General features: G+C 40.3%; 20 protein-coding genes. 19 read left to right on the forward strand and 1 reads right to left on the reverse strand.

What is annotated here, in order from left to right; translation table 11 throughout:
* Positions 1-201: 201 nt before the first annotated feature.
* A complete protein-coding gene (locus AC4QJR_RS03175; RefSeq protein WP_251461939.1) occupies positions 202-1,077 on the forward strand; it encodes a carbohydrate ABC transporter permease in 876 nt (291 codons plus the stop codon).
* A gap of 17 nt (positions 1,078-1,094) precedes the next feature.
* The gene (locus AC4QJR_RS03180) at positions 1,095-1,988 is read left to right on the forward strand and encodes a carbohydrate ABC transporter permease (RefSeq protein ID WP_496525255.1); all 894 of its coding nucleotides are present in this window, start codon (positions 1,095-1,097) and stop codon (positions 1,986-1,988) included.
* Positions 1,989-2,459: 471 nt separating this feature from the next.
* On the opposite strand, the gene AC4QJR_RS03185 is transcribed toward AC4QJR_RS03180, so the two are convergent.
* Positions 2,460-3,356 carry a LysR family transcriptional regulator gene (locus AC4QJR_RS03185; RefSeq protein WP_496525256.1) on the reverse strand — a complete coding sequence of 299 codons (897 nt, stop codon included), beginning with the start codon at positions 3,354-3,356 and terminating at the stop codon, positions 2,460-2,462.
* A 130-nt stretch (positions 3,357-3,486) separates the two neighbouring features.
* Between AC4QJR_RS03185 and AC4QJR_RS03190 the strand changes: the two genes are divergently transcribed.
* The 17 genes from AC4QJR_RS03190 to AC4QJR_RS03270 all read left to right on the forward strand — a co-directional run bounded on the left by AC4QJR_RS03190 (position 3,487) and on the right by AC4QJR_RS03270 (position 21,077).
* Positions 3,487-4,533, forward strand: coding sequence for a YeiH family protein (locus AC4QJR_RS03190; protein WP_496525257.1), 1,047 nt, complete (start codon positions 3,487-3,489; stop codon positions 4,531-4,533).
* 412 nt (positions 4,534-4,945) lie between these two features.
* Positions 4,946-5,731 carry a sulfite exporter TauE/SafE family protein gene (locus AC4QJR_RS03195; RefSeq protein WP_496525258.1) on the forward strand — a complete coding sequence of 262 codons (786 nt, stop codon included), beginning with the start codon at positions 4,946-4,948 and terminating at the stop codon, positions 5,729-5,731.
* A 34-nt stretch (positions 5,732-5,765) separates the two neighbouring features.
* The gene (locus tag AC4QJR_RS03200; protein ID WP_496525259.1) at positions 5,766-6,974 is read left to right on the forward strand and encodes an NAD(P)/FAD-dependent oxidoreductase; all 1,209 of its coding nucleotides are present in this window, start codon (positions 5,766-5,768) and stop codon (positions 6,972-6,974) included.
* Between the two features lie 57 nt (positions 6,975-7,031).
* The gene (locus tag AC4QJR_RS03205; protein WP_496525260.1) at positions 7,032-8,462 is read left to right on the forward strand and encodes an MBL fold metallo-hydrolase; all 1,431 of its coding nucleotides are present in this window, start codon (positions 7,032-7,034) and stop codon (positions 8,460-8,462) included.
* A 231-nt stretch (positions 8,463-8,693) separates the two neighbouring features.
* Entirely contained in the window at positions 8,694-9,878 is a 1,185-nt protein-coding gene (locus AC4QJR_RS03210) for a MalY/PatB family protein (protein WP_496525261.1), read from the forward strand.
* Positions 9,879-9,938: 60 nt separating this feature from the next.
* Entirely contained in the window at positions 9,939-11,378 is a 1,440-nt protein-coding gene (locus AC4QJR_RS03215; RefSeq protein WP_496525262.1) for a sigma-54 interaction domain-containing protein, read from the forward strand.
* Positions 11,379-11,585: 207 nt separating this feature from the next.
* Complete coding sequence (locus tag AC4QJR_RS03220) at positions 11,586-13,064, forward strand: amino acid permease (RefSeq protein ID WP_098576035.1); 1,479 nt, start codon at positions 11,586-11,588, stop codon at positions 13,062-13,064.
* A gap of 98 nt (positions 13,065-13,162) precedes the next feature.
* Positions 13,163-13,540, forward strand: coding sequence for a RidA family protein (locus AC4QJR_RS03225; protein ID WP_496525263.1), 378 nt, complete (start codon positions 13,163-13,165; stop codon positions 13,538-13,540).
* 90 nt (positions 13,541-13,630) lie between these two features.
* Entirely contained in the window at positions 13,631-14,626 is a 996-nt protein-coding gene (gene cuyA, locus AC4QJR_RS03230; protein ID WP_496525264.1) for a D-cysteate sulfo-lyase, read from the forward strand.
* Positions 14,627-14,696: 70 nt separating this feature from the next.
* Entirely contained in the window at positions 14,697-15,518 is an 822-nt protein-coding gene (locus AC4QJR_RS03235; protein WP_496525265.1) for an amino acid ABC transporter substrate-binding protein, read from the forward strand.
* An 11-nt stretch (positions 15,519-15,529) separates the two neighbouring features.
* Positions 15,530-16,213: an amino acid ABC transporter permease gene (locus AC4QJR_RS03240; protein ID WP_496525266.1), complete on the forward strand. Its 684-nt coding sequence runs from the start codon at positions 15,530-15,532 to the stop codon at positions 16,211-16,213.
* A gap of 20 nt (positions 16,214-16,233) precedes the next feature.
* The gene (locus AC4QJR_RS03245; RefSeq protein ID WP_496525267.1) at positions 16,234-16,977 is read left to right on the forward strand and encodes an amino acid ABC transporter ATP-binding protein; all 744 of its coding nucleotides are present in this window, start codon (positions 16,234-16,236) and stop codon (positions 16,975-16,977) included.
* Positions 16,978-17,318: 341 nt separating this feature from the next.
* Positions 17,319-18,245: a thioredoxin-disulfide reductase gene (trxB, locus tag AC4QJR_RS03250; protein ID WP_496525268.1), complete on the forward strand. Its 927-nt coding sequence runs from the start codon at positions 17,319-17,321 to the stop codon at positions 18,243-18,245.
* Positions 18,246-18,300: 55 nt separating this feature from the next.
* Positions 18,301-18,636 carry a thioredoxin family protein gene (locus AC4QJR_RS03255; RefSeq protein ID WP_098576029.1) on the forward strand — a complete coding sequence of 112 codons (336 nt, stop codon included), beginning with the start codon at positions 18,301-18,303 and terminating at the stop codon, positions 18,634-18,636.
* A gap of 162 nt (positions 18,637-18,798) precedes the next feature.
* A complete protein-coding gene (locus AC4QJR_RS03260; protein WP_098576028.1) occupies positions 18,799-18,975 on the forward strand; it encodes an aspartyl-phosphate phosphatase Spo0E family protein in 177 nt (58 codons plus the stop codon).
* Positions 18,976-19,015: 40 nt separating this feature from the next.
* The gene (locus tag AC4QJR_RS03265) at positions 19,016-20,314 is read left to right on the forward strand and encodes an aminotransferase class I/II-fold pyridoxal phosphate-dependent enzyme (protein ID WP_496525269.1); all 1,299 of its coding nucleotides are present in this window, start codon (positions 19,016-19,018) and stop codon (positions 20,312-20,314) included.
* 175 nt (positions 20,315-20,489) lie between these two features.
* Positions 20,490-21,077, forward strand: a complete 588-nt coding sequence (locus tag AC4QJR_RS03270) for a cysteine dioxygenase family protein (RefSeq protein WP_496525270.1) — start codon at positions 20,490-20,492, stop codon at positions 21,075-21,077.
* Positions 21,078-21,240 lie beyond the last annotated feature (163 nt).

Below are 21,240 nucleotides of genomic sequence, written 5' to 3' on the forward strand. Positions count from 1 at the left end.
AAGGATTAATGTTGATTTTTGCACTCTGTTGATTGGAGTGGAAGGCACGAAGACTCCTGCGGGAGTACGGGGCAGGGGAGACCCCGCAGGCGCTAAAAGCGCCGAGGAGGCTCCACGGCACGCCCGCGAACCGCTTGTGCCTGGAACGGAAATCAACAGATAAGTTTAACACAGCCTTTCAAATAAGAAAGGAGTATTCAGATGAGAAGTGTAATGTCAAATAAATGGGTAATCAGCCTGTATGTACTTCCTGCCTTAATTCTTATTCTCTTATTAATCTATATCCCAATTGTCTTGACTGGATATTATGGTTTGATGGACTGGAACGGCATCGGGAAGATGAAGTTTATTGGTTTAGAAAATTACATTGAATTAACAAAGGACACAAAGTTTTGGCAAAGTGCATGGCATTCCCTGTTACTCGGTCTTTTTTCAACTTTAAGCTTGGTGGGTTATTTAATTTTATCCTTGATTTTAGCAAGTAAAATCAAAGGTGCTAACTTTTTAAGAAAAATCTACTTAATCCCGATGTTATTATCTTCAGTAGCAATCGGACAGCTTTGGGCGAAGATTTTTGACCCAACGAACGGTATGCTTAACAGATTGCTAGTGTTGGTTGGCGTTGAAAATCCTCCGCTTTGGCTAGCGGATTCTAAAATAGTATTATTTGCGCTATTCCTTCCAATCGTTTGGCAATTTGCAGGTTTTTACATCATTATTTTCTATGCAGCATTAAAAAATGTTCCCGAAGAACTGATCGAAGCGGCAAAAATAGATGGGGCAACTCCGATTCAAATTGCTTATAAAATTAAGGTTCCTCTTATTGCAGGTGTCATAAAAGTCATGGTGATCCTAGCCATTGTCGGTTCGTTAAAATACTTTGACTTGATTTTCGTCTTAACCGGAGGCGGTCCTAACGGAGCGAGTGAGGTAATGGCATCTTACATGTATACAGAAGCATTTAGTAAATATAACTTCGGTTACGGAAGCGCAATTGGATTCGGATTATTAATCATCTGTCTTGTGGTTACATGGATAATTCAAAAATTACTTAATACAAAAGATGTTGACTATTAAAAAGGGGAGTGAAAAGGATGAGTAAGGTTGCAGTTGAAATACAAAAAACGACCCTATCAGCTTCTTATAGAACCAGTAAATCATTCAGAAACAAAATAGGATACGGAAGCTTGTACTTTGCCCTGGCAGTCATTGCGATTATTCAGGTGTATCCGCTGGTATGGCTATTCCTGTTTTCCTTAAAGACCAATCAAGAAGTTTTTGGAATGTCACCGTTTGCGCTGCCACATGCTCCGCAATGGGGCAACTATGCAAAGGCTTGGACAGCGGGTCACATCGATGTTTATTTCTTTAACAGTGTGTTGTACACGGTGGCCGCGGTTGTACTTACGGTGATTCTTGCGAGCTTTGTAACGTTCGCGATCACAAGAATGGAATGGAAATTAAGTGGATTAGTTCTAGGTTTGTTTATGGCCGGATATATGATTCCACTTCATTCAACCTTAATTCCATTATTTAATTTCTTTAAAAGGGCCAATATGATTGATAATCCAATGTCCGTGATCCTATCGTATGTAGCCTTTAACTTGCCGATTACGATTATGATTCTATCAGGATTTTACAGGACAATCCCAAGAGAGATAGAAGAGGCAGCGGTTGTGGACGGCTGTTCGATCCACCGAATCTTCTTCCAAATTACACTTCCAATGACAGTACCTGTTCTCTCTACTACTGTCATTATCAACATGATTTACAACTGGAATGAATTCGTATTTGTTAACACATTCCTAAGCTCTGATAAATGGAAAACCATCACTGTTGGGGTAAACAACTTCGTAGGGCAATATTTGACTGACTGGGGTGCGATTGGTGCAACGCTAATGATCAGTATTATCCCAGTATTGATTGCGTACTTTATTTTAAGTGACCGTATTGTAGAGGGGATTGCTGCAGGATCTGTAAAAGGGTAATAGTTGGAACAAAGGGGAAGGGTTCGTTTTGAGGCGCTTTTCTTAAAATACGTGCTGAAATAACAGTTGTATTGGTATATAAAAAGTAAAACTCGCCATATTAATTAATTGGCGAGTTTCTTTATTTGGAATACCAAAACCTTATTTAAATAAAACCTCACCTTAATGCATGAAAACAACTCACTTCATATTAAATGAGATGTCTTGTCTCTCGAGTAACAAGCAAAAAAGTAAAATAAGCGAAGATTTTCCGGTTAAGTGCAGTATGGAGCTCGTTTTCGGGGTAAATAAGCGGAGGTTTTCCGGTTATGCAAAGCAGAATCTCCCATTTGCGAACTTTTCAGGCCAATAGGCGGAATCTCTCCGACTATTTAAGCGTTTTTTAATAGTTTTTACTAATTAAGAGGAATCTTTCCGTCTATTTAATAGATCGGGTACTTAACCTGATAATGAACCCAACCTGCAACCACTTCATAAATCAGGTATGGCCTTATTACTTTCTCTTATGAGTTCTAAAAATACCTTTAACGCTTTAGTCTGGAATGGGGATCGTAAGACAATTGAAAATTTCCGTTTAATTGGAAGTTGTTTTACGTTTATGACATGTAAAGAGCCCATTGAACATTCCTTACGAATCGCCCAGTAAGAAAGTAGACTAACACCAAGACCTGCTTCTACAGATTCCTTAATTAGTTGTGTACTTCCAAACTCCAATGTTTTTTTCGGAATGACTTCACATAATCTGAACATTTTCTCAGTCACTTCTCTAGTTCCAGAACCATTTTCCCTGACAATCCACGTTTCTTCCTCTAATTCTGATATGTTAATTTCACCATTTTTTTGTGCCAAGCTATGTTTTGGCGATGCCACCAGATACATGGAATCTTCTGCAAAAGGTTCGATTACTAAATTTTTATCTTTGAAATCCCCTTCGACAATTCCCACATCTAATTGGTGCTCCAAAACTAATTTTGCTATCTCTTTTGTATTCCCGATCGTAATGGTTGGAGTGATTAATGGATATTTCCTGTGCATTTTTGCAATAACATGCGGCAAAACGTATTCCCCATATGTATAACTGGCACCAATTGAAAGAGGTCCACTCGACTTGTTGGTTAGATCATCTATTAAGTAATGCATTTTTGTATAGAGACCTAATATCTCTTTTGCATGATGATAGACAATTTCCCCAGCTTTATTTAAGCGTACAAATTTATTACTGCGCTCTAACAATTTTGTCCCCATGGTACGCTCAAAAGATTGAATATATTGGCTTACTGCAGGTTGAGTCATATGTAATTCCTCTGCTGCACGTGAAAAGTTTTCCATCTCAACTACCGTTACGAAGACTTGTAACTGTTGATCCATTTTTATCCCCCTTTTACAGTTTATTTTTTATTATATAGTTTTACTTATGATAAGTATCATAAATAATTATTTTTCTTATGCATGGAAAAGGTTTAGTCTGAGATTGTAAATAAATATAGGTGGTGATGGTATGGAAGCGCAATACACTAGAGTAAATAAAGAGCCTATCCAGCCCCTAAAAAAAACCTCGTCTTTGGGCCAATGGATCGGTGGAATTGGCTTTACCTTTATGATTGCCTTACTGGGCTACTTATTGGCAAAAACGCCTGGATTTGATCATGTTGGTCAACTAGCATCCGCGATTGTGATCGCAGTCATGTATCGGCAATTTTTTGGTTACCCTGAACTCCTCCGTTCAGGTATAGGATTTTCTTCAAAAAGATTATTACGGTTTGCGATTATTTTGTATGGACTTAAGCTTAATATAGGTATGGTTTTACAGGATGGTTTAGGATTACTTGTTCGAGATACTGGGGTTATTATCTTTGCTATCTTGGTAACAGTATGGCTAGCTCGAATGTTGAAAGCAGATAAAAATATATCACTTCTACTTGGAGTAGGTACAGGGGTGTGTGGTGCGGCAGCCATAGCTGCGATAGCACCAATTATTAAATCAAAAGATGAAGATACCGCAATGGGTGTTGGTATCATAGCTTTAGTTGGGACGATTTTTGCGATTTCTTATACGATATTACGGCCCTTTCTAGCGTTGTCAGACATAGATTATGGCATTTGGTCAGGAATTAGCTTACATGAAATTGCGCACGTAGCCTTAGCTGCAGCACCAGGGGGACAAGATGCGCTGGCTATTGGTTTACTTGCAAAATTAGGTCGAGTGTTTTTACTTGTTCCACTGTGCTTTCTTTTGATGTACATCATGAAAAGGAAAAGCTCTAGGGACGAATGTTCTGAAACGAAGGTTGAATTTCCATGGTTTTTAATAGGGTTCATTATCATGAGCATTATTGGAAGTTATGTTCTTGGTACAACTATTCCAGTATCAAGTGAATTTATGAATGGTATTTCCAAGCTTACTACCTGGTATTTAACAGCAGCAATGGTTGGACTTGGATTAAATGTAAGTCTTCGGGATCTTCGTACGAAAGCATTAAAACCGTTAATCGCGATGGGGATTACATCTATCTGTCTTTCCATTCTAGCTTACTTTATTGTATAGGGGAATTTAGGGCCAGTTAGCTTTAATATTGATAATGTAAAAGGCTTGAGGACAAAAATTTTTCTCAAGCTTTTTTTATTTCTAGTTAATTAACTTGATCGGTAAATGGTGCTATCCCTATCAGAGGTAACACAATAACATGTTCATGTATTTCAGTTATTCGAAATCTAAAAAAGGTTTATCACAGTTGCAAAACGGGTTCCTAGTCCTAGGAAGAAGCTGAGCTTGATGGTAAAGGATTTTTTAAAATGAATGATTCAAAATTGAGAATTTTCAAAGATCGGGGTGCGCAAATCAAGCAGTTTTACAGAAGAAATCAGTTGGCATGGTTCTTGCATTATAAATGATAAGTAAATAGAGAAGGGAGGGAGGAGATGAATTACCAGCTGCTCTGTGAGAGTCTCAGAAAAGAATGACAACAATTCAAGTATTCCTTTCCATTTTTTCTGGAACGATTGTTGGATTCGTACTTGGTTTACTTGGTGGAGGTGGATCTATTCTTGCCGTTCCTCTTTTGCTTTACGTTGTCGGTATGAAAGATCCTCATGTGGTCATTGGCACGACAGCATTAGCTGTAGCGATAAATGCCTACGTAAACCTTATTCCACACTCACGTGCCGGTAATGTGCAGTGGAAGGCAGCAATTGTTTTCGCCATCCCTGGTGCCCTGAGTGCATATACAGGATCAATGATTGGAAAGTTGGTACCTGGGAAACAGTTGTTGTTTCTTTTTGCCATTCTGATGATTGTTATGGCTGTAAAAATGGTTTTGCCAAAAAAAGAGGAGAGTAGTCAAGCAGACAATGTTAAAAATCAAATCAAAATGCCACAGTTGATCACCACGGCGATCTTGGTGGGATTGTTATCCGGATTTTTCGGGATTGGCGGAGGATTTTTGATTGTTCCTGGGTTGATTTTTGCGGCAAGAATGCCAATGATTGCGGCAATTGGAACTTCTTTGGTATCAGTCGGTACATTCGGACTTACAACCGCGGTGAATTACAGTTTTTCCGGCCTCATAAACTGGTGGGTGATGTTGGCGTTTGTTGGAGGCGGAGTTGGCGGTGGATTGGTGGGGGCAAGGCTTGCGGGACGCTTAAGTAAGCAGCGGCGCACACTCCATTATATATTTTCCGGCGTCGTTATGTTCGTCGCCATTTACATGCTGATTATTAATGCGGAAGCCTTAGATTTGTGAGCTGCTTTACTAAAATGGAGATGAGGAAATAAAAATGCCAAAGGTGAAGAATGAGACACATTACAAAATTTTGATTATAGGTGGAGGGAGTGCTGGAATTACGGTTGCAGCCCGTCTCCTGCGTGAATCACGCAGCCTAAGTGGAAATATTGCCATCGTTGAACCCGCAACAAAACATTATTATCAGCCATTATGGACGCTTGCCGGAGCTGGCGAAGCGGATAAAACGGTGACACAAAGGGAAGAAGCCTCCGTTATTCCGAGTGGAGCCGTGTGGGTGCAAGAGGCGGTTACAGAATTTCAACCAAATGAAAATGCGGTTGTAACAGCATCTGGAAAGAAACTGCACTATGAGTATCTAGTTGTTGCTGCAGGGATTCAAATTGATTGGCATAAAATCAAGGGGTTAAAAGAAAGTATGGGAAAGAATGGGGTATGTAGTAATTACTCTTATGACTATGTTGATAGCACGTGGGAAACGATTCGCAACTTCAAAGGAGGTACTTCCATCTTTACGAATCCAAATACTCCGGTGAAGTGTGGTGGAGCCCCTCAAAAAATCATGTATTTGGCGGATGATTATTTCAGAAAGTCAGGAGTGCGGCCACACTCTTCAGTTATTTTTGCTTCAGGAAGCCCAAGCATATTCAATGTGAAAAAATATGAACAGGCACTTAACAAAATAATAGAACGAAAAGAAATCGAGACATGGTTTATGCACAATCTCATTGAAATCGATGGTGAAAAAAAGCAGGCGACATTCGAAAATCTGAACACACAAGAACGTGTAAATATCCAATATGACATGATTCATGTGGTACCACCAATGAGCCCCCCTGACTTTATTAAGAATAGCCCGCTTGCGGCAAGTAATGGTTGGCTGAATGTAGACAAATATACGCTGAAGCATCAATGCTTTGACAATGTTTTTGGCATAGGGGACTGCACCAACCTGCCTACGTCGAAAACGGGGGCTGCGATTCGTAAACAAGCACCCGTTCTTGTGAAAAATTTACTTGATCAGATGGGGGCCAAACCATTGGTTCATCAATATGACGGTTATACATCATGCCCGCTTGTTACTGGATATGGACGGCTTATTCTGGCTGAATTCAATTATGATTTACAGCCGCAAGAAACCTTCCCGATCAATCAGGCACGCGAGAGGTACAGCATGTATGTATTGAAGAAAAACTTCCTTCCCGTTATGTATTGGAAGGGAATGCTCAAAGGTAGGATGTAATCATGTTTCTGATGGTCATTACAAAACAAAAGCAAGCGCTTAAAAGGAGGATGACTGATGTTACTCAAATACTTTTATGATGAGAAACTGGCTCAAGCTTCATACCTGGTCGGATGTCAGGAGACCGGAGAAGCGATCATTGTTGATCCATCACGCAATATAGAGCCTTACATAGAAACAGCAAGAGAACATGGTGTTCGGATTATGGGGGCAACGGAAACACATATTCACGCGGATTTTTTGTCTGGTTCGCAGGAGCTAGCTTCCAGACTGGGAGCCACATTGTATTTTTCTGATGAAGGAGGACCGGACTGGAAATATGAGTACGCAACTGGGTATGAACACTTTTATCTTAGAAATGGAGATGTTTTTGCCATTGGAAATATCAAATTTGAGGTGATGCATACACCAGGACACACACCTGAACATATTTCGCTGCTTGTAACAGATGGCGGTGCATCTATCAAAGGCCCAATCGGCATATTTACCGGAGATTTTGTGTTTGTTGGTGACGTGGGGCGTCCCGATTTATTGGAAGAAGCCGTGGGGGTACGAGGTTCCTCAGAAAAAATGGCAAGCATGATGTATCGGTCACTAAAGCAGTTTAAAAAGCTTCCTGACTATCTGCAAGTATGGCCAGGACATGGAGCAGGCAGTGCCTGTGGGAAAGCGTTAGGAGCAGTACCTTCTTCAACCATCGGCTATGAAAAACGGACAAATTGGGCATTGCAATATGAGAACGAGAATCGTTTTATAGAAGCGCTGTTGGCTGGACAGCCGGAGGCACCTCCTTATTTTTCAATGATGAAGCGGTTGAATAAAGAGGGGGCACAGCAAATTCAAAGGACGGCAGTACCGCTTCGTATGGAGGCTTCGGTCGATATTGTGCAGGAATGGGTGCAACAAGGAATGGTCGTTGATACGCGTCCAGCCAGTGATTTTGCCGCCAAGCATATACGAAGCGTGTTGAATATTCCGTATAATAAATCATTTGTAACTTGGGCGGGATGGTTACTAAATTATGATCAGCAAATCTATCTTCTAGCAGCCAATACAGATGTGGCAGATATCGTGATGGATCTCCAGTCCATTGGATTGGATCGTATCGTTGCCACAATGGATCCATGTGTGATGGACCTGCTAGGTGAATCTGATTCGCGTGGAATGAAATATGAAGAAGTGACATGGAATCAGGTAGAGGGCGTAATTCAAACTGAAGGCATATATGTACTTGATGTCCGAAGTAAGGGCGAGTGGGAAGACGGCCATATTCCGCAGGCGAAGCACGTGATGCTCGGTCATCTGCAGGAACAGGCACACTCCATTGGGCATGATAAACCCATTTTAGTTTATTGCAAAACTGGCGGAAGATCTGCTATCGCTGCAAGCCTTCTGCAAGCTCATGGCTTTAAAGACGTACAAAGTCTTGTGGGTGGTTATGAGGAATGGAGAAAACAAGAAAAGCTGCGAACCACTAGAGATGTTTAATTGAAATCTTTGAATGTTATCATCTATGCGAAATATTTACCATGTTTGCAAACTTGCCATGCCTATTATGAAAACGTTTATTAAACTAACATTCGTAGTATTCGGAATTCAGTCAAAAATTCTATAAAAATAAGGCGATTTTATAAGGGAAATAAGTTGGCATGAAAATTGCTTGTATAAATAACGTAATGAGTTTTATGCATAAGCAAACATGAAAAGGAGAGATACTTCATGAAATATAATTTTGACCAAGAGATCTTTCGCCGGGGCACTGATTGTGAAAAATGGGATCATCTTAAAAATCAATTTGGCGTAAAGGATGTTATTCCGATGTGGGTGGCCGATATGGATTTCCAGTCTCCCCAACCTGTCATCGAAGCGTTAAAACAGCGGGCGGAGCACGGTGTTTATGGCTACGGGCTTAGATCAGACTCGTATATGGAATCCATTGTTGACTGGATAAAAAGAAGACATCGATGGTCCGTTGAGAAAGAATGGATTACCCACAGCCCAGGTGTAATTCCGGCCTTATCGCTTGCGATTCAGTCCTTTACGAAGCCAGGAGATAAAATTATTATCCAACCGCCTGTATACCATCATTTTGCCCGTGTGATCCAAGCGGCCGGCCGTGAAATTGTCAGCAATCCGCTTATGCTTGAAAATGGGCATTATTCCATGGATTTCGAGGACTTAGAGGCAAAGATAGATGCAAAGGTAAAAATGTTAATTCTGTGTAGTCCCCATAACCCCATCGGAAGGGTATGGAGTAAAGAAGAATTGACGAAGTTGGGACAGCTTTGTATAAAGCACAACATTCTCATTATTGCGGATGAAATTCATTTTGATTTTGTCTTTAAGACACATACTCACATTCCTTTTGCTTCTATTTCAGAAGAGTTTGCGAATCATTCTCTTTCCTGCATTGCGCCAAGCAAAACTTTTAACCTAATGGGTGTGCAGACGTCGAGTATTATTATTCCAAATCAGCAACTGCGCGATAGGTATAATCAGGAACTTCATACATTATCCATTGGCTCGCCAAACATATTTGGCGTTGTTGCGTTAGAGGCTGCTTACCGCTATGGAGAAGAATGGCTGGATCAGCTCCTAGAATATTTGCAGGAGAATCTGGAGTACACTCTAAATTACTTCCGCAACAACATCCCGCAAATCAACGTCATCCAGCCAGAAGGCACATACCTTGTATGGCTGGATTGCCGAGAATTGTGTTTTTCAGTTAAAGAATTGGATGAATTTATGTTACAGAGAGCAAGAGTTGCAATGAATGGAGGTCACATTTTCGGTAGGGAAGGTGAAGGTTTTATGAGGCTAAATATTGCTTGTCCGCGTTCGATGTTAAAAAATGCGCTGGGTGGAATAGAAAATGCTGTCGCTTCTTTATGCAAGGTTCATTAAGTTATTTTGTGATGATGTTTAATATTCTAAATGAAGAACGCTATAGGAGAGGAGGATCATATGACAGGCTTTATTGGCATACAGCAGTTTATTCAAGACTACACGGAGAACACGGCAGAAATCCTTGGTTTGGATATAACTGTACTTGATGAAAAGGGCGTTCGCATTAGCGGGACCGGCTATTATAAGGAGCTCATTGGCAAAGCGGCTCCGGAAGGCTCCTTTTTCAAAATGATATTGGAAACTGGAGAGCCTGGAGTAATCTACAATGTAAAAAAGGATGAATCCCAATGTATGAAGTGTCAATTCGTTAATCAATGCAAAGAACTGGCCACCATTGGATTTCCTATTGTAAAGCAAGATAAATTAGTTGGCGTCATCGGCATGATTGGTTTTTCTCATAAACAAAAGGAAAAAATGATTATTGAATCAGAGAAGCTGATACGTTTTTTAAGCAATGGTAGTACATTATTAGGCAATAAATTAGCGATGCTGGACCTTGGTAAAGAAAAGGGATGTAAAATTCAAGAGGATATCCCGGTCCCCCCCAATACCATTTCTTTTGAAAACATTCTTGGTAAAGATTCAGGGCTTCAAGATGTGATTAAAAAAGCAAGAAGGATTATAAACAGCCCATCCACTGTCCTGATAAGGGGAGATAGCGGTACGGGGAAGGAATTATTATCCAAAGCGATTCATTATGAAAGCAAGCGCCGGGCGTATCCATTTGTAGCAGTCAATTGCGCCGCCATACCTGAAAGCCTATTGGAAAGTGAGTTGTTTGGTTATGAGGGGGGATCATTTACCGGTTCAAACCGGAATGGGAAAATAGGAAAATTCGAATTAGCGGACAATGGAACCATTTTTCTTGATGAAATTGGGGATATGCCTCTATTCTTGCAACCTAAATTATTACGGGTTTTACAAGAAAGAGAGATTGAAAGAATCGGTGGAAAAAAAGCAATCGGGATTAATGTACGGGTGATTGCGGCTACTCACCGAAACTTGGAAGAAATGGTGCAGAAGGGCACTTTTCGCGAGGATTTGTACTATCGTCTCAATGTCATTCCCCTCCATACTAAATCCTTACAAGAGCGGCGTGATGATATTGCCTTGTATCTCGACCATTTCATTCAAAAACATTGCAGGATCATGCGAAGGTCTCCACTGACTCTTGACCCTATGCTTGAGCGATGGCTTATACGTTATGATTGGCCGGGGAATATAAGGCAGTTGGAAAACGCCGTAGAATATATGGTCAATATGGCTGAATCAGATATGATCGGCTTCCATGATGTACCTGATTATATACTTCAACAGGATCGTCTCTCTGTCGAGAGTAGAGGAATGAGTTTAGAACAAATGATTTCAGAATATGAAAGAGATGTAATCCAGAGCTACTTCTTAGCTGAAAAATATGATAAAGAACAAATCGCCCGGGAACTACAGATTAGCCTGTCTACTCTTTATCGTAAATTGGAAAAATATAATTTATGTTAACTTCATTCAAATGGTAATTGAATTTGAAAGCGGGAGAGTCTTCGATCATTTTCCCGCCTGGATTTTTAGAGAGGGGTGAGGTCAAAGGAATCAGGTAAAGCTATGTTTTAAAATAACTGAAATTTCTAAAAAGACTCATGAGAGATTAACAGTCAGAGGAGACAATACAATTTGCATTTGAACTATGAGTAAATAGGGGGACATGCTATGGCGAAATTAGAAGCAGAGCTAAGTAATGTAATAGAAGAGCGAAATTCAAAAGGATCATTACAACGGAAGCTGAAATCTAGACATTTAACGATGATGGCTATTGGGGGCGCTATTGGAACGGGATTGTTTGTATCCAGCGGATCAACGATTAGCACTGCAGGGCCGGGAGGAGCGCTTGCTGCATACATTCTGGTTGGCATTATGGTCTATTTTGTCATGAATAGTTTGGGAGAGCTATCGGCCTTTTTACCGGTTCCAGGTGCCTTTGACATTTATGCCTCAAAGTATGTTGATCCTGCGTTTGGCTTTGCGTTAGGTTGGAACTATTGGTATACAACCGCGATTACGGTTCCTGCTGATTTGGTGGCCTCTACCCTTATAATGAAGTATTGGTTCCCACACGTACCTTCTCTCTGGTGGAGCGCACTATTTCTGGGGTTGCTGCTAATCTTAAATATTTTATCAGTCAAGGCATTTGGGGAATCTGAATACTGGTTTGCCGGTATTAAGGTCATCTCGATCATCGTGTTTCTCGTTATTGGGGTTGCTATGATTTTTGGAATTATGGGAGGACAAGCGGTCGGATTCAGTAACTTTACCCAAGGAGATGCTCCTTTTCATGGAGGGCTTATATCTATCTTTAGTGTAATGCTCGTCGCTGGTTTTGCATTTCAGGGAACCGAAGTAATTGCGACGGCTGCTGGTGAAACCGATAATCCTTCGAAAAACGTACCAAAAGCGATTCGTTCAATCTTTTGGCGAATCCTTATCTTCTACGTATTAACGATTTTTGTAATTGGCTTGATTATTCCCTATACAGATCCGAACCTACTTAAATCCGGAGTTAAAAATGTATCTATCAGTCCCTTCACGCTCGTTCTTCAAAGAGCTGGTCTGGCATTTGCGGCCTCAGTTATGAATGCCGTGCTCCTTACGTCTGTTTTATCGGCAGCTAATTCAGCAATGTATGCGTCTTCACGTATGCTATGGGCATTGGCGAAAGAAGGAAAGGCACCACGAATCTTTGGACGGCTTAACCGGAGGGGAATTCCCATGTTGGCTCTGTGTACGACGGCGATTTTAGGCCTTATCTCCTTTTTGGCTTCCCTTTTTGGAAATGGTTCGGTTTTTATTTGGCTGGTAAATGCTTCAGCTCTTACCGGATTTATCAAGTGGTTAGGAATTGCTGTAAGTCATTATCGTTTTCGTAAGGCATATGTGGCACAAGGAAGAGATTTAAATGAATTACCGTTTAAAGCCAAATGGTACCCGCTGGGTCCGGTTATCACGCTGTTATTTTTTGTGGTTTTCATTCTTGGGCAGCATCTTTTTTCCGGACATCAAGTAAGCTGGGCAGAACTTCTCGCGACATATATTGGTCTTCCTATTTTCTTGCTTCTCTGGCTTGGTTATAAATTTATTAAGAAAACAAAAGTTGTTCCACTTATGGAGTGTGATTTTGAACGCAAAGAATAGTAGGGAATGCTGCATGGAATGTACAGCGCATATTTTCAGAGGAATATTAAACACAATTCCGTTTAATAGGATTACATAAAAAAAAAGAGGTGGTTTTTATGATTAAAGAAACAATCATGACCAAACAAGCTCCCAAGGCTATCGGTCCTTATTCACAAGGTATTAAAGCAGGAAATGTAGTGTATACGTCAGGGCAGCTCCCGATACATCCGGAAACCGGAGAAATGCCTGATAATATTGAGGAACAAACAAGGATGTCGCTCGAAAATCTCAAGCAGGTTATAGAAGCAGCGGGAGCAAGCTTACAGCAGGTAATAAAAACAACGGTTTTTTTAAGCGATATGAATCATTTTGCCACGATGAATCAAGTATATGGTGAATTTTTTTCCGGGAATTATCCGGCTAGAAGCGCGATTGAAGTTGCTCGTTTACCAAAAGATGCTTTGATTGAAATCGAAGCAGTTGCTATGACTTAATCATAATAATTGAAAAGAGAACGTCAGATTGATACTCTCTTTTCTTAATTTATATATGGCTGTAAATAGAGGATCCAGGAGGAGATTAATATGAATTTAGCACAATTTTCTAGACAACGATATACACCAACATATACACCCATTGAGAAATTACATCATTTTTCTGAAGTTCTGGGCGGCCCTTCGGTTTATATTAAACGAGATGATTTACTGGGGCTGACGGCCGGTGGAAATAAAACAAGAAAACTAGAGTTCCTCGTGGCCGATGCATTGGAAAAAGGCGCGGATACGTTAATTACATGTGGAGGCATTCAATCAAATCATTGCCGTTTAACGCTTGCCGCTGCCGTTAAAGAGAAAATGAAGTGTGTTCTCGTATTGGAAGAGGGGCTTTTAACAAATTCTGAGCCGGATTTTAATGGTAACTATTTTCTGTATCATTTACTGGGCGCTGAAAAAGTCAAGGTTGTACCTAATGGGACAGACTTGATGAAAGAAATGCTGGAAGTAGCAAAAGAGGTAACGAATGAGGGAGGTAAACCTTATATCATTCCGGTTGGGGGATCGAATGGTATTGGGGCAACGGGATATGCTGCTTGCGCTCAGGAGATTTTGGCACAGTCCTTTGATCAAGGAGTCAATATGAATGCTGTTGTTTGTGTAAGCGGCAGCGGAGGAATGCATGCGGGTTTGGTGACTGGCTTTTATGGAAACCAAAGTAAAATACCGGTAATCGGAATGAACGTAAGCAGAGGAAAAGTGGAACAGGAAGAGAAAGTTTTTCAACTTGTTAAAGAAACTTCAGCACATATCGGCATTCCAAATTCAATCCCTAGTGAGGCTATTACGTGTTTTGATGAATATGTCGGACCAGGCTATGCTTTACCTACGCCTGAAATGGTGGAAGCGGTCAAGCTCATGGCAAGAACAGAAGGAATTTTGCTGGATCCGGTATATACAGGTAAAGCAGCAGCGGGACTCATTGATTTAATACAAAAAGGCACCTTTAAGCCGGACGATAACATCCTGTTTATACATTCTGGCGGAGCCTCAGCGTTATACGCCAATACTTCGCTCTTTTATTGATGTTTAAGAGGGAATTGCAACTGAGTTTTCCAGGAGAACATTTGAACGCATTACAAAGGGGGATATTTTTATGAAAAAGAGTTTAAAAATAGTCGCTTTTTCGTTACTCGTTTCACTTATGTTAACTGCATGTGGAAAAACTCAAAATCAAGCAACCACTCAACCGGATAATCAGGCAGCTGGGAGTAAGAATCTGCTAAAGCAAATTAAAGCAGATAGAAAAATTAAAATTGGAACAGAAGGAACGTATGCACCGTTTAGCTACCATGATGCTTCAGGAAAATTAACTGGTTTTGATATTGAAATCGCTGAGGAAGTAGCGAACAGACTTGGTGTGAAACCAGAATTTATTGAAACCCCATGGGACGGTATATTTGCAGGACTTGATTCGAAGCGATTCGATATCATTGTTAATCAAGTTGGAATACGTCCTGACCGACAGGAAAAATACGATTTTTCTGAGTCGTATATTGTGTCAAAACCCTTCTTGATTGTTCACAAAGACAATGAAACTATTAAATCATTTGCAGATTTGAAAGGAAAAAAAGCAGCTCAGACACTAACTAGTAATTTTAAGGATATAGCACTATCCAACGGTGCTGAGATTGTGGGGGTCGAAGGATTTAATCAATCCGTTGATTTAATACTTTCAAAACGCGCTGATGCGACTGTAAATGATGGATTGTCCTATCTCGATTTCAAAAAACAAAAGCCTGATGCACCTATTAAAGCTGTAGCAGAGCTAGATGAACCGGCACAAATGGGAATTATGCTTAGGAAAGGGAATAAAGAATTGGCAGAGGCCATAAATAAAGCACTTTCCGATATGAAGAAAGATGGTACCTATTTAAGCATCTCACAAAAATACTTTGAAACCGATGTTTCAAAATAAGGAGTGTTCCAATGTTTGCTGATGAAAGAATGCTGCGAATTATTGACATCATTGTAAACTCATTTTTACCGATGTTAAAAGCAGGGATCGCTTTTACCGTACCATTGACACTTATATCTTTTTTTCTGGGACTCATTCTTGCTTTGCTTACAGCACTGGCTCGAATCTCGGGAATTCGGGCTCTCGACGCTGCTGCAAGATTTTATGTATGGGTAATTAGGGGAACGCCTCTGCTGGTTCAATTGTTTATTATTTTCTATGGTCTTCCAAGTGTTGGGATTACAATTGGTCCGCTGCCATCGGCTATTATCGGTTTCACTATTAGTGTTGGCGCCTATAACTCAGAGATTATTCGCGCAGCTATACTTTCAATTCCCAAGGGTCAATGGGAGGCCGCTTACTCAATTGGGATGAGCTATCGTCAAGCATTAAAAAGGATTATTCTTCCGCAGGCAACAAGGGTGTCTGTCCCACCCATGTCAAACAGTTTTATTAGCTTGGTGAAGGATACATCATTGGCTGCTACCATAACAGTGACCGAAATGTTTAGAATCGCGCAGCAAATTACAGCAACAACCTATGAACCATTGGTACTATATTGTCTAGCAGGATTTATTTATTTGATTTTCAGTACAGTTCTTTCTAACGCTCAAGGACGTATGGAAAAACGACTTGATCGATATGTAGCGGGCTGACTTGATAGGGGGATATTCAAGTGATTGAGATAAAGAACCTGCATAAGAAGTTTGGGCAAACAGAGGTTTTAAAGGGAATCGATTTGAAAATAGAGGAAGGCAATACGGTTTGTATTATTGGGCCTTCGGGATCAGGCAAAACAACTTTGTTACGCTGTTTGAATTTACTGGAAATGCCTACAAAAGGAACTATCAAGCTTGGAAAATATTCTTTGGATTTTCGGGATAAAAAACAAGTTCCAAAAGATAGGATTATTAAGTTCCGTCAACAAACAGGTATGGTTTTCCAAGGTTATAATTTGTTCCCTCATATGACTGCACTTGAAAATGTTATGGAAGGTCTCTTCATCGTTCGTAAGCAAGACAAGGAACTTTCACGTACGAAAGCTCTTCACTTGCTAGAAAAGGTAGGATTAAAGGAACGGGCAAACCACTACCCATCTCAGCTATCCGGGGGACAACAACAACGCGTAGGAATCGCCCGAGCGATGGCAATGGAACCTGAAGTCCTCCTTTTTGATGAACCTACTTCCGCGTTAGATCCTGAGTTAGTAGGCGAAGTTCTAAAGGTTATGAAAGAACTGGCTAAAGAAGGAATGACTATGGTTGTTGTCACCCATGAAATGAACTTTGCTCGTGAGGCAGCGGATAAGGTAGTATTCATTGATAATGGTGTGATTGTCGAAGAAGGAACACCACAACAGATTTTTGAAAATACAGAGCATGCACGTACATTACAATTTTTAAATAAGCTTTGTTCGTAAAACGGTTTAACAATGAATTTAAATAATGATAAAAGCAAACAGAAGTCGCTCTGTTTGCTTTTTTTTAACTCAGTTCTTTGAGTATTTAGACATTATCATTGCTAAACTATTCTTCCTATCTCGTATTGGACGCTATTTCAGCTAAATTAATATTTTCGGAAAATTGTCTGGAGATGTTTTTCTTAATCTTGAAAATATTTTTCTCAATCGTGATAGGAAGTGGGACTGATTGATCTATAGATCGGTTGTAAAAATAGCGTTATTACAGTGATGGAAAGTTGGCATAAAAATTGCAAATAAATATTTATGACTAAGAGATTAGCACAACGAGGAGGTAAGTGATGTATAAAACCGTTATTTTAGGAACTGGCCCTGCTGGGCTGACTGCAGCAATCTATCTAGCACGTGCTAACCTAAGTCCTTTAGTCATCGAAGGACCTGAACCAGGGGGGCAATTGACATTGACAACAGATGTTGAGAATTTCCCTGGTTTTCCAGAAGGGATTATGGGACGAGAGTTGATGCAGAACATGCGAAGGCAAGCTGAGCATTTTGGAGCAAGGTTTAAAAGGGGGTGGGTAAAAAAGGTCGACTTTTCAAATAACCCTTTTACCTTAACGCTGGAAGGAATAGGGGAGCTCAAAACGCAATCATTAATCATCTCAACGGGAGCTTCTGCGAAACTTTTGGATATTCCAGGGGAAAGGGAAAATATTGGCCGTGGGGTAAGTACCTGTGCAACGTGTGATGGATTTTTCTTTAGAGGAAAGAAAGTTATCGTTGTCGGTGGCGGAGATTCGGCTATGGAAGAAGCAAATTTTTTAACGAAGTTTGCTTCGGAGGTTCGTATCGTGCACCGCAGAAAGGAGCTTCGCGCTTCCCAAATTATGCAATACCGTGCCAAAAATAATCCAAAAATTACTTGGAGTTTAGATTACATTCCTGAAGAAGTGATGGCAGGAGAACGACACGTTACTGGCTTGAAAGTAAAAAACCGTGAAACTGGAAAAAACGAATTTCTGGAATCTGATGGTATTTTCATGGCAATCGGCCATAAACCGAACACATCTTTTTTAGACAATCAAATCAAAACGGACGATATGGGATATATCATTGTGAATCCTGGTACAACAGAAACAAATATTCCTGGCGTATTTGCCTGCGGGGATGTTCAAGATCATAAATACCGCCAGGCCATTACTGCTGCAGGAAGTGGTTGTATGGCTGCGCTGGATTGCGAAAGATACCTTGATACAATTGCGTTTTAGTAGTGGAAACTATCAATATAACATTTGAAAATAAAATATAGGGAGGATTTTAATTATGAAAGAGATCAAAACAAAACAAGAGTTTAATGAGGCGATTTTATCAACAAAACCAGTAATGGCCAAATTTTATGCTGAATATTGCCCAGACTGTCAGCATACTGATTTATTCATGCCGATTTTGGAAGAAGCGTATAAAGAAAAAGTAGATATGATCGCAGTAAATCGAGAACATTTTCCGGAACTACTAGAAAAGCTAGATGTGTACGGAATCCCAAGCTTTATTGTTTTTCAAGGCGGGAAGGAACTTAATCGCTTTGTTAGTAAACTCGGAAAAAGCCAGGAAGAGGTTGAACAGTTTCTCAACCAGATCTTAGAGGAAAGTAGAAAATAAGAATGCATTAATCTGAAGCCAATAAATATTGAGTAGTCACTCAATATTTATTGGCAATATATTCGAAATTATCGATTGTATTGACTTGTTTTTTGTATTGGCACTATTTTGACTTTAGGGCTAGAATCACCATATCTAATGTACATTTAGGGGGAATAAAAAATGGAACTTATGAAATATGTGAAGGAATACAATCATCTAAAAGTCAATATGGAGAAATCAGGATTCATGTATGGACTGTGTGATACAAGAACCATTAAATATAGTCAAGACTTAGATGTATTACTTAACAAATTAATGGAAATTAGATATCCAGGATTAAAGAAAAGAACGAATTAAATGAAGCCAGACAATTGCTAATAAAAGGAAGGCGAATAAAGTGCTAAACCCATTGGCTTTAGAATTAAATCAAGTCATTGAAGAACGCAATAAACCAGTATATGAGATGTTGTCATTGTTGGGAAAATCATTGTATTTTCCAAAAGGGATTGTCAGCCAGGCTGGAGAGGCAAAGGGAAAAGCAGACCGATTCAATGCAACAATCGGGATGGCTTCAGAGGGTGGACAACCAATGTATTTAGATGTCATCCACAAGAACCTCTCCTCCTACGATCCGATAGACCTGTATCCATATGCACCAACGGCAGGAAAACCAGAGTTGCGTGAAGTTTGGAGAAAGAAGCTTCTTAAAGATAATCCTTCCCTTGAAGGAAAGGAATTTGGCACTCCGATCGTGACGAACGCGCTGACCCATGGATTTAGTATCGTATCCGACCTGTTTGTCGAAAAGGGGGATCCTATTTTACTACCAGATAAGTATTGGGATAATTATCATATAACATTCAACGTCCGCCGCGGCAGCCATACAGTGACCTATCCATTATTCACCAAAGCAAACCTATTTAATGGAAAAGGTTTGCTGGAGGCCCTTTTATCCTGTAAGAATGGAAAAGTCATCCTGGTCCTTAATTTCCCTCATAATCCAACAGGCTATACTCCGTTGGAAAAAGAAGTGGAGGAAATCCTTCATGCCATCAAGCAGGCAGCAGATCTGGGGATTAACATTGTTGCTGTTATTGATGACGCTTATTTTGGATTATATTATGAAGATTCAATCAAAGAATCTATATTTGCTCGTTTAGTAGGGTTACACCCGCGTGTCCTCCCCATTAAAATTGATGGGGCAACCAAAGAAGAATATGCTTGGGGCTTTCGTGTTGGGTTTCTCACATTTGGAATCCAAGATGCTTTGGTGTTGGAAGCGCTGGAGAAAAAGACGATGGGTTCCATTCGTAGTACCATTTCTTGCAGCCCCCACCTTTCTCAAACAATCATTTTGGATGCCTTGTTAAATCCCGAATTTGAAGTGCAGCGCAGACAGAGAAATAAGGTAATGGAAGCTAGGGCGAAGCGAGTCAAAGAGATTTTAGCAGACGGGAGATATGCGGATGCATTCGAACCCTATCCATTCAATTCAGGGTATTTCGTGTGTCTTCGAATCAAGCATTCCGATGCAGAAACGCTGCGGATCCATTTGCTCAAGCGGTACGGAGTGGGGACAATCTCCCTAGCCAAAACGGATCTTCGAATCGCATTTTCCTGTGTTGAATTAACTGATTTGGACCTGCTTTTTGAACTTATTTATCGGTCATGTAAAGAATTAGAATCCATAGTGTAATAGAGACCCTTACATAAGGTCCTTTTTCTTCCTTGGTATTATCGGAAATGTTTTTCAGACCTGAGATAAAGATTTCTCATATTAAAGAATTAACAAAGATATCGATAGTGGTTATGGAAAGGTTTATCCCATAATTTTCAATAAGAAATTATCCTTCATAGGAGGACAATGTATCATGACAAATCAAACGACGGAATATACCCTGGTTGACTTTATTCGAGATATGACATGGATCATAGAGAGAAATGAGAGTGAGGCCGTTCGGGTGGCAGAGGCAGAGCGTTTGCTCGGTGAGCTGCTTCGTACCACATCCTGGCTCTCGCCCGAAAAGTGCAAGCCCAGCTCGGAAGGTTATGCCCGCCATTCCCTATATTGCGATCCGCGGGATCGTTTTGAGATCATTGCACTTGTCTGGAAGCCGGGGCAGAAAACGTTACTCCATGATCACGATGGTACTTGGGGAGCCGAAGGGGTTGTGGCTGGACAGATCAAGGTGACGAACTATCTTCGAGTGGATGAGATTTCAGAAAGTGTAGTAAAGCTCAGGCAAACGGATACATTGATTGTAAATCAGCAAATGACTGGCAAACTCCTGCCCCCAGCGGATTGTCATATCCTTGAAACCCAGGGCGATCAAACGGCAGTAACCATCCATGTTTATGGAAAACAACTCCGTAAGTTTCGGGTATTTAAACCTTTACAACAAGAAGGTATTTTTTCAGCCCACGATTCCTTTTTAGGATATACCCCAGGGCCAATCTAAGTTTATAAGGTATGAAGTTACTACTGTTGAGAAAGAAGCATTAATTCGTTTTAATAAATCCTGATTAACTAAATTAATGTTAATTAGGATTTTTCTAATTGGTTGGTAATTTCTAAACATACTGGAGGTTAGGTACTATACAAAGCAAAGCACCGTACTTCTG

The organism is Neobacillus sp. BP17 (assembly GCF_059579525.1).

Bases quoted from the DNA above. Each gene is read 5' to 3' on its own strand.
- AC4QJR_RS03175 (WP_251461939.1), top strand. From the start codon at position 202: ATGAGAAGTGTAATGTCAAATAAATGGGTAATCAGCCTGTATGTACTT.
- AC4QJR_RS03180 (WP_496525255.1), top strand. From the start codon at position 1,095: ATGAGTAAGGTTGCAGTTGAAATACAAAAAACGACCCTATCAGCTTCT.
- AC4QJR_RS03185 (WP_496525256.1), bottom strand. From the start codon at position 3,356: ATGGATCAACAGTTACAAGTCTTCGTAACGGTAGTTGAGATGGAAAAC.
- AC4QJR_RS03190 (WP_496525257.1), top strand. From the start codon at position 3,487: ATGGAAGCGCAATACACTAGAGTAAATAAAGAGCCTATCCAGCCCCTA.
- AC4QJR_RS03195 (WP_496525258.1), top strand. From the start codon at position 4,946: ATGACAACAATTCAAGTATTCCTTTCCATTTTTTCTGGAACGATTGTT.
- AC4QJR_RS03200 (WP_496525259.1), top strand. From the start codon at position 5,766: ATGCCAAAGGTGAAGAATGAGACACATTACAAAATTTTGATTATAGGT.
- AC4QJR_RS03205 (WP_496525260.1), top strand. From the start codon at position 7,032: ATGTTACTCAAATACTTTTATGATGAGAAACTGGCTCAAGCTTCATAC.
- AC4QJR_RS03210 (WP_496525261.1), top strand. From the start codon at position 8,694: ATGAAATATAATTTTGACCAAGAGATCTTTCGCCGGGGCACTGATTGT.
- AC4QJR_RS03215 (WP_496525262.1), top strand. From the start codon at position 9,939: ATGACAGGCTTTATTGGCATACAGCAGTTTATTCAAGACTACACGGAG.
- AC4QJR_RS03220 (WP_098576035.1), top strand. From the start codon at position 11,586: ATGGCGAAATTAGAAGCAGAGCTAAGTAATGTAATAGAAGAGCGAAAT.
- AC4QJR_RS03225 (WP_496525263.1), top strand. From the start codon at position 13,163: ATGATTAAAGAAACAATCATGACCAAACAAGCTCCCAAGGCTATCGGT.
- cuyA (WP_496525264.1), top strand. From the start codon at position 13,631: ATGAATTTAGCACAATTTTCTAGACAACGATATACACCAACATATACA.
- AC4QJR_RS03235 (WP_496525265.1), top strand. From the start codon at position 14,697: ATGAAAAAGAGTTTAAAAATAGTCGCTTTTTCGTTACTCGTTTCACTT.
- AC4QJR_RS03240 (WP_496525266.1), top strand. From the start codon at position 15,530: ATGTTTGCTGATGAAAGAATGCTGCGAATTATTGACATCATTGTAAAC.
- trxB (WP_496525268.1), top strand. From the start codon at position 17,319: ATGTATAAAACCGTTATTTTAGGAACTGGCCCTGCTGGGCTGACTGCA.
- AC4QJR_RS03255 (WP_098576029.1), top strand. From the start codon at position 18,301: ATGAAAGAGATCAAAACAAAACAAGAGTTTAATGAGGCGATTTTATCA.
- AC4QJR_RS03260 (WP_098576028.1), top strand. From the start codon at position 18,799: ATGGAACTTATGAAATATGTGAAGGAATACAATCATCTAAAAGTCAAT.
- AC4QJR_RS03270 (WP_496525270.1), top strand. From the start codon at position 20,490: ATGACAAATCAAACGACGGAATATACCCTGGTTGACTTTATTCGAGAT.